The sequence below is a fragment of the Streptomyces vilmorinianum genome, from assembly GCF_005517195.1.
GTDB classification, from domain to species: domain Bacteria; phylum Actinomycetota; class Actinomycetes; order Streptomycetales; family Streptomycetaceae; genus Streptomyces; species Streptomyces vilmorinianum.
On sequence record NZ_CP040244.1, the window covers coordinates 4100576 to 4115771 of the forward strand.

The 15196-nt window shown below is 70.0% G+C and carries 9 protein-coding genes and 2 pseudogenes; 8 read left to right on the forward strand and 3 right to left on the reverse strand.

Going from position 1 to position 15196, the window contains the following annotated elements:
* Positions 1-70 precede the first annotated feature (70 nt).
* Genes FDM97_RS19245 through FDM97_RS19255 form a run of 3 tightly spaced genes read right to left on the reverse strand, consistent with a single transcriptional unit; the run spans position 71 to position 3722 of the window.
* Complete coding sequence (locus FDM97_RS19245) at positions 71-997, reverse strand: carbohydrate ABC transporter permease (protein ID WP_137991628.1); 927 nt, start codon at positions 995-997, stop codon at positions 71-73.
* Complete coding sequence (locus tag FDM97_RS19250) at positions 994-2046, reverse strand: ABC transporter permease (protein ID WP_137991629.1); 1053 nt, start codon at positions 2044-2046, stop codon at positions 994-996. The genes FDM97_RS19245 and FDM97_RS19250 overlap by 4 nt, the downstream gene beginning before the upstream one ends.
* Positions 2046-3722 carry an extracellular solute-binding protein gene (locus FDM97_RS19255; RefSeq protein ID WP_137991630.1) on the reverse strand — a complete coding sequence of 559 codons (1677 nt, stop codon included), beginning with the start codon at positions 3720-3722 and terminating at the stop codon, positions 2046-2048. The genes FDM97_RS19250 and FDM97_RS19255 overlap by 1 nt, the downstream gene beginning before the upstream one ends.
* Positions 3723-4057: 335 nt before the next feature.
* Between FDM97_RS19255 and FDM97_RS19260 the strand changes: the two are divergent.
* The 8 genes and pseudogenes from FDM97_RS19260 to FDM97_RS19300 form a co-directional block, all read left to right on the forward strand.
* A pseudogene (locus FDM97_RS19260) lies at positions 4058-6471 on the forward strand (glycoside hydrolase family 3 N-terminal domain-containing protein); the annotation flags it as partial.
* 648 nt (positions 6472-7119) lie between these two features.
* Positions 7120-7497, forward strand: a complete 378-nt coding sequence (locus FDM97_RS19270) for a hypothetical protein (RefSeq protein WP_137991631.1) — start codon at positions 7120-7122, stop codon at positions 7495-7497.
* Positions 7498-8071: 574 nt separating this feature from the next.
* Positions 8072-10354 (forward strand): alpha-xylosidase, encoded by a 2283-nt coding sequence (yicI, locus tag FDM97_RS19280; RefSeq protein WP_137991632.1) that lies wholly within the window; start codon positions 8072-8074, stop codon positions 10352-10354.
* 91 nt (positions 10355-10445) lie between these two features.
* Entirely contained in the window at positions 10446-10868 is a 423-nt protein-coding gene (locus FDM97_RS19285; protein ID WP_137991633.1) for a hypothetical protein, read from the forward strand.
* Positions 10817-11011, forward strand: a pseudogene (locus tag FDM97_RS37115) (alpha/beta hydrolase); the annotation flags it as partial. The gene FDM97_RS19285 and the pseudogene FDM97_RS37115, both read left to right, overlap by 52 nt.
* 196 nt (positions 11012-11207) lie before the next feature.
* Positions 11208-11369 carry a hypothetical protein gene (locus FDM97_RS36480; RefSeq protein ID WP_254705672.1) on the forward strand — a complete coding sequence of 54 codons (162 nt, stop codon included), beginning with the start codon at positions 11208-11210 and terminating at the stop codon, positions 11367-11369.
* A gap of 101 nt (positions 11370-11470) precedes the next feature.
* Positions 11471-12208 carry an ABC transporter ATP-binding protein gene (locus FDM97_RS19295; RefSeq protein ID WP_137991634.1) on the forward strand — a complete coding sequence of 246 codons (738 nt, stop codon included), beginning with the start codon at positions 11471-11473 and terminating at the stop codon, positions 12206-12208.
* A gap of 2 nt (positions 12209-12210) precedes the next feature.
* Positions 12211-15147, forward strand: coding sequence for an ABC transporter permease (locus FDM97_RS19300; RefSeq protein WP_137991635.1), 2937 nt, complete (start codon positions 12211-12213; stop codon positions 15145-15147).
* Positions 15148-15196: the final 49 nt, after the last annotated feature.

Sequence of the window (15196 nt, forward strand, 5' to 3'; positions counted from 1 at the left end):
GAGCGAGCTGGGATCAGGGGCGCGGGGCCGTGTCGATGTGCGGCTCCGTCGCGTGGGCGCGACCAGAGCGTCAGCCCTTGATGGCTCCCGTGAGCATGCCCTTCTTGAAGTGCCGCTGGACGAACGGGGAGGCGACCGCGACCGGGATCAGCGCGAGGACCATGACGGCCATCTGCAGTCCCAGGGCGGAGAGTTGGCCGGTACGTACCGCCTGCTGGAGGCCGGTCGGTGCCTCGGTGTTCTTCTGGACCAGCTGGATGAGCACGTTCTGCAGCGGCATCATCTCCTGGTCGCTGAGGTAGATGGACGCGTTGAACCACGCACTCCAGTACCCGACCGCGTAGAACAGCGAGATGACGGCCAGCACCGCGCGCGACAGCGGCATGATGATGGTCAGCAGGATGCGCAGCTCACTGGCCCCGTCGATGCGGGCGGACTCGGTGAGTTCGGGTGAGATCCCCATGAAGAAGGCCCGCAGCACGAGGATGTTGAAGACACTGACGGCACTCGGCAGGATCAGCGACAGATAGGTGTCGGTGAGACCCAGCGACTGCACCAGAAGGTACGTCGGAATGAGGCCGGCCCCGAAGAACATGGTCGCCATGATGGCCATCAGGAAGAGCCGATGGCCCAGACTCCCCGGCCGCGACAGGCCGTACGCCGCCAGCACCGACACCGTCATCGAGAACAGCGTGCCGAAGAGCGTGACACCGACCGAGACCATGATCGCCCGGCTGACCTGGCCACCGCTGAGCAGTTCCGTGTAGTTGACGAAGGTGATGCCCTGGGGGATCACGACGAGGCCGCCGACCTGGTCGATCACAGGCTTCGGGGAGAGGCTGGTGACGATCACGATCCACAGCGGACCGAGCACCCCCAGACAGCAGAGCACGAGGAAGGCGCCCTTGGCGGTGAGTCCCGCCTTGCTCGGCGGCTCCTCCCACACAGGGCGGGCGGGAGCCTTGAGGCTGCGGATGAGCTGCGTGTTGAGGCTCACTTCTTGTACACCCCCTGCTCGCCCAGCAGGTGCGCGAACTTGTTCGCGCCCAGGACGAGACAGACTCCGATCAGTCCCTTGGCCAGGCCGACCGCGGCCGCGTAGCTGAAGTCGCCGTTCTGGATACCCACGTTCCACACGTATGTGTCGAGGACCTCGCTGGCCCCCGCGCCGACCGCGTACCGCTGGAGCAGGAACTGCTCGAATCCGACGCTCAGCGCGTCACCCACCCTGAGGACGAGGAGCAGGGCGATCACCGGGCGCAGCGCGGGCAGCGTGACGTGCCACATGCGTCGCCAGCGCCCCGCGCCGTCCATGGCGGCGGCCTCGTACAGGTCGGTGCTGACGGCGGACAGCGCCGCGAGGAAGACGATGATCCCCCAGCCGGCGTCCTTCCACACGGCCTGCGCGGTGACCAGATACTTGAAGAGGTCCGCGTCGGTCATCAGGTCGAAGCCGCTCCACCCGTGCTCCTCCAGGGTCTGCGCGATGATGCCCGCGCCGCCGAGGATCTGCTGGAACACGGTGACCACGAGGACCCACGAGAAGAAGTGCGGCAGATACATGATCGCCTGCGCCACGGCCCGCACCCGGGGCCGGATCACGCTGTTGATGACCAGCGCGAGGGCGATGGGGACGGGGAAGAACAACACCAGTTGGAGCACGAACAGGACGATGGTGTTCTTCGTGGCGCTCCAGAACAGCGGGTCGTCGAACATCCGCGAGAACTGCTCCACGCCCACCCACGGGCTGTGGGAGACCGCCGTGATGCCGTTACTGGAGACGTACGGGTCGTACTCCTGGAAGGCGACGACGTTGCCGAGCAGCGGGACGTAGTTGAAGAGCAGGAGCAGGACGATGACGGGCAAGGTCATCAGGATGAGCGCGCGGTCGCGGCGCCACCGGACCCGGAAGGGGACCTTGCCCGCCTTGACCACCCTGCGCGGCGCGCTCTCCTTCACGGTGGCCGCGGCGACCGCGGCTCTCGGCTCCTCGACGGCGGCGGGGGGACGCGTCCCGTCGGGCCTGCTCCCGGCCGTGATGGACATCAGTGGGCGCTGCCGTTCTTGTCGAGAAGCTCCTTGTACCAGTCGCGCAGCTTGTCGCCGCCGGAGGACTTCCAGGTGGAGATGGCCTGCTGGATGTCGGAGAGCTTCTTGTTGCCGCGCACGAAGTCGATCTCCAGCTGCTCGAACTGGCTGGAGAGGGTGGCGTATCGGGTCGGCTCGACGATGTTCATGCCGTAGGTGGACGTCTTCTTGACGAAGGCGCCCTGCCGCTGCTGCCACTCGACCTGCTTGCGGGTGATGTCGGGGAGGTCGGGGTGGGCGGTGTAGGGGGCCGGAGCCGCCAGCAGCACCCAGGCGTTGTTCACCTCCTGGATACCCCGGTCGTTCTTGACCGGGGCGCCGTTCTCGACCGTGTAGTGGGTGCCCTCGACGCCGTAGTCGACGAACATCCGCTCCTTGGTGCCGTAGGGTGCCGCCGCGAAGTTGGCGGCGGCCAGCGCGTTCTCGACCGTCTCCTGCGAGGCGCCCTTGCGGATCATCGACCAGATGCCGGCGGGCTGGCCGGAGTACAGCGTCGGGCTGCCGCCGTCGGCGCCGAAGTAGTCCATGCCCTGGATCTCGAAGTCCGGGTTGGACCGGGCCTGTTCGGCGGTCTTGCCGTACCAGGCGGACATGTCGTCGTTGTAGACCAGGGTCTGTCCGGAGGTGAACCGCTGGCTCTGGTCGCCCGTGCTCGCCTTGTCGTCGGGATGAACGACGCCCGCGGCGAACAGCTTGCGGACCCACTCCAGGTGTTCGAGGTACTCGGGGTGCTCGATGCGGTACGTCAGCTTGCCGTCGTCCCCGATGTTCCAGCCGAGCGACCCGGCGGGGCGGACCCCGAAGATGCCTGCCGCCGACCACCTCATGTCACCGCAGGCCCACACCTTGGCCCTGGCGCTGGTGGCCTCCTTGGCCCAGCCGAGGAACTCGTCGGCCGTCCTGGGAACGGTGTAGCCCTTCTTGTCGAAGACGTCCTTGCGGTAGAAGGGCACGATGCCGGGCACGGCGGCACCGGGCATCGGGATGCCGCGCAGCGCGCCGCCGAAGATGCTCATGCGCCAGGAGTCGGACGGGATCGCGGCCAGGTTCGGGTACTTCTTGACCTTGTCGCCCGCCAGGTAGGGGCCGAGGTCCATGAACTTCGCGGTGACCGCGCTCGGGATCTTGCCGACCAGTTCCCAGCTCGGCACGACCACCATGTCGGGTATGGAGCTGGAGGCGAGAACGGCACCGAGCTTCTCACCGTAGGTGATGCCGTCCTGGTTCTGCCAGGTGATCCTGGTGCCCGCCGCGGCGTCGAGCGCCGTGTAGTACGCGCACCCGGGCTTCGGCGGGGTGCCCCAGAGCGGGGCCATGATCACGAGGGGAGCGCCGGTGCCGAGCTTCGTCGGGACCGAGGTGGCGAGGGTCGCGAGGTCGACCTTGCTGGTGTACCCCGCTGACGAGCCATTCTTCGACGGAATGTCCGGCTTGGCGACCGTGCTGGCGACATAGGTCGGGAGCAGCTTGTCCGCGGCCTTGCCCGACGTGGCGCCCTCTCGCGACCCGCCGCTCTCCGAATCGCTGCAGGCGGTGAGTAGCGGCATTCCCCCGGCCACCGCTGCAGTGGCGACCGCCGTGGAGGCGAGGAAGCTTCTCCGGCTCAGTCCGGAGGAGGCGGCATTCGGCGTCATTGCGTCAACCCTTCGTGGCGCACCTGGACACCCGGCGGTGGGCCGTCGGCTGCGGTGTCGTGACTGGAACTGGCTGAGCTGAAAGCGGACATCCGACCACTGCGACGCGATGCGCAGTCGAAGCGCTTCGATGTTGCAGTGAGGTTAAGTGAACACCCATGGGCGCACAAGAGTCGCTTCCAAGATTCCTCCGAAGGGCGGGAGTTGACTCTTGGCCATTCCCTGTACACCCTGCTTGATGCGATGGTGCTGCTCTCCTGACACTCGCCCTGGGGTCTGGACAGGCATCGAAGCGCTTGAGGAGCACTCGCCGCTCCACCTCAAAGGGATCCCACGTGTCCGCACACACGCCACACGCACCACTACCTTTCCGCGATCAGCAGCTCCCTTTCGCGAAGCGCGTCGACGACCTCCTGTCGCGGCTCGCCCTCGACGAGAAGATCGGATTCCTGCACCAGTTCGCGCCCGCCGTGGAGCGGCTCGGCGTCGCCGCGTTCCGCACCGGCCAGGAGGCCCTGCGCGGCGTGGCCTGGATGGGTCCGGCCACCGTCTTCCCGCAGGCGGTGGGCCTGGGCGCGCCCTGGAACACGGATCTCGTACGACGGATCGACGAGGCGGTGCCAAGGAGGTCCGCGCGATGCGCGCCCGCGACGACCGCGCGGGCCTGAACGTCTGGTCCCCGACCGTGAACCTGCTGCGCCACCCTCTGTGGGGCCGCAACGAGGAGGGCTACTCGGAGGACCCGAAGCTCACCTCGGCCATCGCCACCGCCTGCACGCACGGCCCGCGCGGCGAGCACCCGACGTACTGGCGCACCGCGCCCGTCCTCAAGCACTGGCCGGCCCACAACAACGAGACGGGCCGCGACATCACGTCCTCCTCGGTCCGCCCGCGCGTCCTGCACGAATACGACCTGCGCGCCTTCCGCGAGACGGTCGAGGCGGGCGCCGTGGCCGGTGTGATGCCGGCGTACAACCTGGTCAACGGCCGCCCGAACCACGTCTCGCCCTATCTGCGCGAGCATCTGCGCACCTGGACCGACGAGGATCTCCTTGTCTGCTCGGACGCGGGCGCGCCCTCCAACCTGGTCGACTCCGAGCACTACTTCGACACCCACGAGGAGGCGACGGTCGCCGCGCTGCCGGCCGGCGTCGACAGCATCACCGACCACGGCACCGACAGCTCGAAGATCACCGCACGGGTCCGCGGCGCCCTGGAGCAGGGCCTGCTGACCGAGTCGGACGTCGACGCGGCGGTCCGCCGCCAGCTCTCGGTCCGTTTCCGCCTCGGCGAGTTCGACCCGGAGTACGACCCGCACGCGCTCACCACGGCCTTCGACACCCCGGACCACCGAGCCCTCGCGCAAGAGGCGGCCGAGCAGGCGGTCGTGCTGCTCAAGAACAGCGGTGGCCTGCTGCCGTTCGCGCCCGGCACCCGGCTCGCGGTGGTCGGCCTGCTCTCCTACGAGGGCAAGCTCGACTGGTACAGCGGCACGCTCCTGCACCGCTACACGCCGCTGGCGGGCCTGTCCGAGCGGTTCGGCTCGGAGCGCGTGCAGTTCGCGGAGGGCGGGGACCGGATCCTGCTGAAGACCTCGGCCGGAACCTTCCTGCACGTCCCCGAGGCGGACGCCGACGACGAGGTGCGCGGCGCCGAAGGCGCCCTCGACCCGGCCCTGCTCGCGGGCCGGACGGACCTGCCCCCGCTCACCACCGGGGCGACCGGCACCGAGCTCTCCCTCATCGACCGGGGCGAGGGCGTGCTGACCCTGCGTGCCCCCGACGGCCGATATCTCTCCGTCGCCGAGGACGGCCATGTCCGAGCCTCCGCCGACCAGCCGGGAGGCTGGTTCGTCCAGGAGACGTTCCGACTGGAACCGCACGAGAACGGCCACCTCCTTCGGCACATCGGTACGGGTCACCCCCTCTCTGTCGCCGCCGACGGCCTGAAGGTTGCCGACGGGAACGGGGAGATCTTCGAGGTCGTCGTCGAGAGCGGCGAGGACGCGGTGAACAGGGTCGCCTCACAGGCGGACGTGGTGGTGGTCGCGGGCAACGATCCGCACATCAACGGACGCGGGACCGAGGACCGTACGACCCTCACCCTCCCCGCACGGCCGACCCGAACACGGTGCTGGCGCTGGTCTCGGCGTACCCGTACGCGGTCGGTCACGCGGAGGTGCCGGCGCTGCTGTGGACGGCCCACGGCGGCCGGCAGCGCCCTGGCCCGGATCCTGGCCGGCGACGTCTCCCCGCTGGGACGTTGCGCAGGGACGTCAGCGGGTGACACCGGGCCTCTACGAGATCCTCGTCGGCGCGTCCAGCGAGGACAGCCGCCTGGCCCGGACCGTCGGACTCGACGGCGAGCCGTCCGTCCCCCGGCCGGTCATGGTGGGCGGCCTGGACGCGGTGGACTTCGACGACCAGAGCGACACGGGGATCGTGGACCGCGCGAAGACGTCGGGTGACTCCGTCGCCCCTGTGACGGCCTGAGGGGCGAGCTGGTGTTCCGTGACTGTGACTTCGGAGAGGGGGCCGCCGGGTTCACGGTGGAGGCCGCGGGTGAGGGAGCGGTCGAACTCTCGCTGGGTGACGGTCCGGTACTGGCGGTGCTCACGCTTTCCCCGGTTGCAGCCGGGTCCTACGACTACACCACGGTGAGCGCCCCCGTCGTCGTGACGGCCGGTGTGCACGACGTCCGCCTCGGACTGCGTGGCCCGGTGCGACTCGCGCGCGTCGCCTTCGCCGTCCGAGGTCCCCATCGACCCCCTGTGCACGGGAGTCGCCACAGAGGTGTCCGGCACCGGAAGGCTTCGGTGCCGGACTCGACTTCCTCAGGTCCGCGTTCGACATGGTCGGTCACGAACCAGCCGGGACCGACCGGGCCCGAGACCGGGCACCGGGCTCGTCGCCGACCTGGCGGCCTGTCTCGCCGGCCACCAGGCCCCCTGCCCGCTCGAACTCGGCAGCCGGTCTGGCGGGTTCGCGGTATGCGCGCCCCGGTCGTCCGCTGCGCCGAAGGATCCCGCCCCCGTACGTCTCGGCGCCGAAGTGCAGCGTGTGCCGGTACTCGATCACGCGGGACCCGCGCGGCCAGCGCCTACGCGGCCTGCAGGGATGCGGCTCGCCGCGATCGATGCCATCCGGGGGTGCGGCTCACCGTGGAGCCCGCGGACGGCGACAACGGCTCTCAGTGACTCATGACAGCAGCCTCCTCGGCGCAGCGTCGAAGCGCTTCACTCGATGACGCAAGGTAGTGAGGAACTTCTGACGAAACAAGAGGCGGTGCAGCAATGGAACCTTCCTTCTTGCCAGGCATTGACATCAGTCTTAGGTGGTGACAGCGTCGAAGCGCTTCACCAACTGATGGATCTCAAGCTCGTGAGGGGGTCTTTCCCGTGGGTTCTGCTTCCCAGCCCGCCGTCCGTCGGTGGCCGTTCCGCGATCCCGCGGTCCCGTGGGACCAGCGCGTCGACCACCTGATGCAACGCCTCGCACTCGACGAGCGGATCGCTCTGCTTCACCCGTGCGCGCCGACCGTCGAGCACCCGGAGGACGCCTCCTTCCGCACCTGGACGGACCAACGGCACGGCGGGGCCTGGCTCGGCGGGGCCACTGTGTGCCCGCGAGCGGTGGGGCTCGGCGCCATCTTGGACAGGGACCTCGTGCACGGGGTCGCCACGGCTGTGTCGGTGGAGGGGTGCGCCTTCCACCGGCACCGCCGGCCGACGATCGGCTCCGGCACCAACAGCCTTGGGTGTGGGCGCCCGTGGTGAATCTGTCGCGCGATCCGCACGAGGGTCACAACGAGGACGGTTACTCCGAGGACCCGCACACCGGTCGGCCGACGACGGCCTACGGCCGGGGGGCCTTGGCCGCGAGGGCCCGTATCCGGAGCACGGCGAGTACCTGCGCCGGCACAGCCGCGACCGTGTGGCCGTTCGCCGACCACGACGACGGCTGCGGCCGCGGCTCCGACTTGCCCATCCGACTGGCCTGGCCACGCCGGCGCGGTCAGGCGCCCGAGCTCTGAACACTGGGCCGGCACACCACCATGGGCCGGCCCGTCGTCCCGGCCGCGCTCACGGAGCTCCTCCGTGACCTGCACTCCCGCTACCCGCGCCCCCACCGGTCTGGATCACCGAGAACGGCTCAGCCGAGGACCACACCCTCGCGCCCGACGGCCTGGTACACACCCCGGACCGGATCGCCTACCCGGCCGACCACCTCGCCGCCGTCGCGGATGCCGTCGCGGCCGGTGTGGACGCTCACCCGAACGCCCAAGGACAGCTACCACTGGTACCGGGGCCTGATCACCGCGCACGGCGCGCGGACGGAGGAAACCACCCGATGAAGTTCACCGACGGCTACTGGCTGATGCGTCCCGGAGTGACCGCGCGCTACGCCACCGAGGTCGCGGACGTCCGGGCCGACGAGCACCGGGTAACCCTCTACGCGCCGGTGAAGCACGTGCGCGGCCGCGGCGGCATGCTCAACAGTCCGCTGCTGACGGTCGAGTGCTGGTCTCCGGCCGAGGGCGTGATCGGGGTACGTGCCACCCACCACGCCGGCTCGGTGCGCCGGGGGCCGGAGTTCGCACTGCCCGGCGCGCAAGCGGATGCGGGAAAGGTGTACCGGGACGGCGCGGTGGTCGAGCTCGGTGCGGGTGAGCTGTCGCTGCGGGTGGACACCTCCCAGCCCTGGCGCCTGGAGTTCACCGCCGGCGGCCAGGTGCTGACCTCCGTGGGCGAGCGCGGCATCGGCTTCGTCACCGACGCCGACGGCCGGCACCACATCCTGGGCCAACTCGCCCTGGGCGTGGGCGAGCTGGTGTACGGACTCGGTGAGCGTTTCACCCCGTTCGTGAAGAACGGGCAGTCCGTGGACATCTGGCAGGCGGACGGCGGCACCAGCAGCGAGCAGGCGTACAAGAACGTCCCCTTCCACCTGACGAACCGCGGCTACGGCGTCTTCGTCAACCATCCCGGCAAGGTGAGTTACGAGGTCGGCTCCGAGGCGGTCGGCCAGGTCCAGTTCAGCGTCGAGGACCAGTCGCTGGAGTTCTTCGTCGTCCACGGCCCGACCCCGAAGCAGGTCTTGGAGCGTTACACGGCCCTCTCCGGCCGCCCCGCGCTGCCGCCGGCCTGGGCGCTGGGCCTGTGGCTGACCACCTCCTTCACCACCGACTACGACGAGGCCACCGTCAACCGCTTCGTGGGCGGCATGGCCGAACGCGGCATCCCGCTGAGCGTGTTCCACTTCGACTGCTTCTGGATGCGCGGCTACCAGTGGTGCGACTTCGACTGGGACTCCGACATCTTCCCCGACCCGGCCGGCATGCTCACCCGCCTCAAGGAGCAGGGGCTGCGGATCTCCGTCTGGATCAACCCCTACATCGCGCAGAAGTCGGCGCTGTTCGAGGAGGGCATGCGAGACGGCTACCTGGTGCGGCGCCCGGACGGCAGCGTCTGGCAGTGGGACCTGTGGCAACCCGCCATGGCCCTGGTGGACTTCACCAACCCCGCCGCCCGCGACTGGTACACCGACAAGCTCCGCACCCTCCTCGACATGGGCGTGGACTGCTTCAAGACCGACTTCGGCGAACGCATCCCCACCGACGTCGTCTGGCACGACGGCTCCGACCCGGAACGGATGCACAACTACTACACGCACCTCTACAACCAGGCCGTCTTCGAGCTGCTGCGCGAGGTGCGTGGCGAGGGCGAGGCGCTGCTGTTCGCCCGCTCCGCCACCGCCGGCGGCCAGCAGTACCCGGTCCACTGGGGCGGCGACTGCGAGTCCCACTTCAACGCCATGGCCGAGTCGCTACGCGGCGGACTCTCCCTCGGCCTGTCCGGCTTCGGCTTCTGGAGCCATGACATCGGCGGTTTCGAGGGCACGCCGACCCCCACCGTCTTCAAGCGCTGGGTGCAGTTCGGGCTGCTCTCCTCGCACAGCCGCCTGCACGGCAGCAAGTCCTACCGCGTGCCCTGGGACTACGGCGAGGAGGCCGTCGAGGTCACCCGCGAGTTCACCCTGCTCAAGCACCGCCTCGCGCCGTACCTCCAGCGCGCCGCCCAGCAGGCGCACGCCACCGGCGTCCCGGTGATGCGCGCCATGGTGCTCGAGTTCCCCGACGACCCGGCGGCCGCCACGGTCGACCGGCAGTACATGTTGGGGGACGACCTGCTCGTCGCCCCCGTCTTCACCGACGACGGCACAGTCGACTACTACGTGCCCGAGGGAACGTGGACCAACGTCCTGACCGGCGCCCAGGTCACCGGCCCCCGATGGGTGCGCGAGCAGCACGGCTTCCACACCCTGCCGCTGCTGGCCCGCCCGGACTCGGTCATCGCGCTGGCCGCCGACGACCAGCGTCCGATCTCGGCCTGGGCGGACGGCGTGGAACTGCGGGTCCACGCCTTCGCCGACGGAGCCGAGCGCACCGTCGTGATCCCCGACACCGACGGCACCGGTGAGACCGCCCGTTTCCACCTGCGCCGCCGCGGCGACCGCCTGCACGTGACCACCGACAACCCGCACCCGTGGCAGCTGCGGATCGGCAGCCCGAACGCAACGTTGCACACCCGGCCGGCCGGCACCTCGAAGGCCGACCTGCCGTACCCGGCCTGAACCCGACACCCGGGGTGGGGCACCTGCGGGGCCCCGCCCTGGGCGCGGTTCCTGTCCTACGGCACGGATCTCTCCCTGCAACTGCTAAGGCTTGTGGGGCAATGCCACCGAGCAGTACGAGGCCATGTTCGCCGCGTGTGCGGCGCAGCCGGCCTGCCAGGCGGCCTACCCCAACCTGCGGGCGGAGTTCAACGCCACCGTGCAACGTCTGAACCGCCAACCGCTGACGGTGACGGTGCCCGGCGAGGCGGGAGCCCCGGCCACCACGGTGGTGATCGACGGCTACCAGCTGGCCAACGTGGTGGTGGTGGCGGCTCTGCCGCCCTTCGCGCTGACCGATGTGCCGGCCATGGTGCACGCCCTGGCCGCCGGTGACGGCCTGCCCGCTGCCAAGACGATCCTGGCCGGCCAGTCCCCGACCGGGTGCTGTCCCTGCCGCCGTAACAGGAGTTCGTCTCGCGGATCTTCTCCGACTGCGCGGCATGGGACGTCGGACGCGCCGATCCCCGGGTAACGGCCCAGACCCGCAGCGACGTGCCCACCCTGCTGATGGCGGCAACGTTCGACGGGCCGACGGGAACGCGGTGGGCCGCTGACGCCGCCACCGGCCTGTCCCACCCTCGCCGTCTGGTGTTCCCCGGACTCGGCCACGACGTGCTCATTCAATCCGAATGCAGCCGCGCCATACTGGTGAGTTTCTTCGACCGACCCTCCGGCGGCTACGACACCTCCTGCTTCGACGCGCTCACCGTTCCCCCTTCAAGACGGGCTGAGCACTGCGAAGCCGACGGCGCGGTTCGTCCCACCACCCACCCGCATCCCAGCTTCTTGTCGGCGAAGATCCGGATGCCCCGTGTTCGGCGAGTTCGACCGCCAGGTCGCGCGCCTCGGCCTCGACCGCCTCGCCACCCCGCGATTCGCCGACATGCTCGGCTCGCTCCTGGCCCGCCTGGCGAACGGTGCGTACGAGGACGACGTCGCGATCTTCACCGCTCGCCGACGCGACGGAAAATGAATGTCCCCCGACCTCGGTGACCCGGATTGGGCCCTTCGGCCCCTCTTCCGGGCCTGGGTGGCCGTAGCCTCCAGTTCCATCGCGAGGTTCGTATGGAAAACATGAACACCGCCCAGCCACTCCTTGTCGCCACCGGGGTACGCAAGATCTACCGGACGGGCTCCGTGGAGGTCACCGCCCTGCTCGACCTGGATCTTCTCGTGCGGCGCGGGGAGATGGTGGGGGTCATGGGACCGTCCGGTTCCGGAAAGACCACGCTGTTGAACTGTCTGTCGGGGCTCGACGACATCGACGGCGGCCGGGTGGAGGTCGACGGTCACGACCTGTTCGCCATGTCGGACGCGGCGCGCACGGAGCACCGGGCGCACACCATGGGCTTCGTCTTCCAGGCGTTCAACCTCATACCGGTCTTCTCCGCGGTGGAGAACGTCGAGCTGCCCCTGCTGCTCGTGGGCACACGGCCGCGTGAAGCGCGTCGCAGGGCGCTGGACATGCTCGACCGGGTGGGCCTCGGCCACCGGGTCGAGCACCGGCCGAGCGAGATGTCCGGCGGTGAACAGCAGCGGGTCACCATCGCCCGTGCCCTGGCCGGACGTCCGGCGATCGTGTGGGCGGACGAGCCCACTGGGAACCTCGACAGCGCGATGGCGGAGCAGGTCATGGACCTGCTGTGCGAGCTCAACCGGGACGAGGGCCAGACGATCGTCCTGGTCACCCATGACAGCGCCATCGGCGCGCGTGTCCCCCGGCTGATCCGGATGCGCGACGGGCAGCTGGTCGACGACGTCCGCCAGGCCGTCACCGCCCCGGCCGCCCTCCGCGACTTCCCCATGGGCTGACCATGTACCCGAACCTCCTCATCCCACTGCTCGCCACCCTCGCGCTCGCCCTCATGGCGTTGGTGCTGGTCGCCGTCCGGCAGCCGGTGTCGCGGCGGCTGGCCTTCCGGCAGGTCGCCCGACGGCGCACCGAGGCAGCGCTGGTGATCGGCGGATCGATGCTGGGAACCGCGATTGTCATCGGGGCCCTGGTCGTCGGCGACACCTTGAACTTCTCCGTACGGCAGGAGGCGTACCGGACCCTGGGGCCGGTGGACGAGCGCGTCGTCGCACCCCCCGGGCCGACCGGGCGCGCCGTCACCGAACGGCTGGCCGGCCTGGCGGGCGATCCGGACGTCGACGGCGTACTGAACGCCCAGGCCGCCCAGGCATCGGCCGTCAGCGGTGCCGGCGACCGTACGGTCGCCGAGCCGCGCGTTCTGGCCTGGCAGATCGACTTCGACGAGGCGTCGCGCTTCGGCTCCGCGAGTGGCGACTCCGGTCTCGGCGGGCCGAACCCGAAGCCCGGCCAGGTCGTGGTCAACGAGCCGCTGGCCCGGTCCCTGAGCGTGGGCGCCGGGGATCCGATCACGTTGTATCTGTTCGGAGCACCGCAGACGTACCGGGTCGAGCGTGTGGTGCCGGAGCAGGGTCTGGCCGGTGTGGGCCTGGGCGGCAGGCTGAACCGCGACGTGTTCCTGTCACCGGGGGCCCTGGGCTCCGCCGCCCGGGCCGCCGGTGAGGAGCCGCGCTCGGTCACCTTCGTGTCCAATCGTGGCGGCGTCGAGAGCGGCGAGGCCCTGACCGGCCAGGTGACCGCCGACATCCGGCAGGCTCTGGGCCCGCTCGCCGGCCAGACGGCGATCGAGACGCCGAAGCACACGGTCCTGCGGGACGCCAAACAGGCCGGGGACTCCCTCGGAGCCCTGTTCCTCATGATCGGCAGTTTCAGCATCATCGCGGGCGCCCTGCTGCTGGTGAACATCTTCGTGATGCTTGGCGAGGAGCGGAAATCCCAGATGGGCATGGTGCGGGCGGTGGGGATGAAGCGCTCGCGGCTCGTCGGGTCCTTCACGCTCGAAGGGGCGACGTACGCGTTGCTGTCCGCGCTGCCGGGCGTGGCCATCGGGGTCGCCGTCGGCTGGGGCGTCGCCGTGGTGGCGGCGCAGATCTTCCAGGGCTGGTCGGTCGGCGGCAGCAGCATCCGCATCGCGTTCGCCGTCACGCCCACCAGCATCCTCAACGGACTGGCCATGGGCCTGCTCATCGCCTTCGCCGCGATCCTGGCGACCAGCGTGCGCATCAGCAGGTTCAACATCATCGCCGCGATCCGCGACCTCCCCGCCACGCCCGGACAGGGACCGCGCCGCCGTCTCCTCGCGGTCTCCACCACCCTGGCCGTCCTGTGCGCGCTCGTGGCCGTCCCGGCCGTGGCGCGCAGTCAGCCCGACGCGACGTACCTCATGCCGGCGCTCGCCCTCGCCTTCGCGACTCCGGCACTGCTGCGCGTCCTCCCCCGTCACACGGTCACGACCGTGGTCGCGGGAGCAGTGCTCGCCTGGACGCTCCTGGCACCCGTCATACGCCCCCGGATCTTCGACACGCCGTCGATGTCCGTGTACGTCATCCAGGGCGCCCTGGCCGCCTTCTCCGCCGTGGTGCTCGTCAGTGACAACCAGAAGACTCTGCTCCGCCCCGTACGGCGATTCCTCCAGCGCCCGACGGAGGGTGGCCTGGCGGCACGGCTCGCCGTCGCGTACCCGCTGGCCAAGCGATTCAGGACCGGCGCGACGCTGGTGATGTACACCCTGATCGTGTTCGTCCTCATCCTCCTGACGGAGATCTCGGGCATCATCCGCGCCGGCGTCGACGGAGTCGTCGCCGACGCCACCGCCGGATACTCTCTGCGACTGGACTACAACCCCCAGGTCGCCGGCGAACGACTCGTCTCCGATCTCCGCGGCGGCCCGTCGGCCGCCGGGATCGCCGCCGTGACACCGCTGCTCAACGCCACAGGGCGGGCCACCGATCCGGGACACCGCAGCTCTCAACCGCTGGACACCGCCGTCGTCGGCGTGCCCGACGGGGCGATCACCGGCATCACGTTCCGAGAGCGGCTGTCCGGCCTGACCGACGACGCCGCGGTATGGCGTGCTCTCGCCTCCGACCCCCGTTACGTCGTTCTCGACGGCTTCTTCGGCAGCACCGGCGGCCCGGCCGGCGACTACTACGACCCCGGCGACACCCTCACCCTGACGGATCCCCGGACGGGCCGCAGCGGGCAGAAGGTCATCGCCGGCGTGCTCAGCAACGGGTTGGTCTTCTACCCGGGCACCGGCGCCAGTTCGACCACCTACCCCGTGGTGCTGGGCGAGCGGGCGACGCGCGAGCTCTTCGGCGCCCAGGCACAGAACGCCTCCGCGCTGGTGAGAACCAGCCCCGGCACCTCCCCCGACGCTCTGGCGACCCAACTGCAGGGCGAGCGGCTCTCGTCCAGTCTGGTCGCCACTCCCATCGAGTCGGACATCCGCCGCCAGTTCGACTCCAGCACCGCCTTCTTCCGCCTCATGCAGGGCTTCCTCGCCCTGGGCCTCGGCGTGGGCATCACCGGCCTCGGCGTGGTCATGGTCCGAGCCGTGCGCGAACGCCGACGCACCATCGGCATCCTGCGGGCCCTCGGCTTCCGTGCGCGGACCGTCCAACGGTCCTTCCTGTGGGAGAGCACCTTCGTCGCCATGGAAGGAATAGTCCTCGGCTCACTGCTGGGCGTGCTCACCACCTGGCTGATGTACAGCAACAGCGCCGCGTTCGAAGGTCTCGAGGGAGGCTTCCCGGTCGAATGGACGAGTATCGGCGGCCTGGCGGCAGCCACCTTCGCCGCGTCGCTCCTGGCCACGATCGGGCCGGCCCGGCGCGCGGCCGCCATCCGCCCGGCCCTCGCGGTCCGCGTCACCGAATGACGAGCGGCCGAGGACAGCCGGCAAGCCGACCCCGATGGCGAGGCACCCT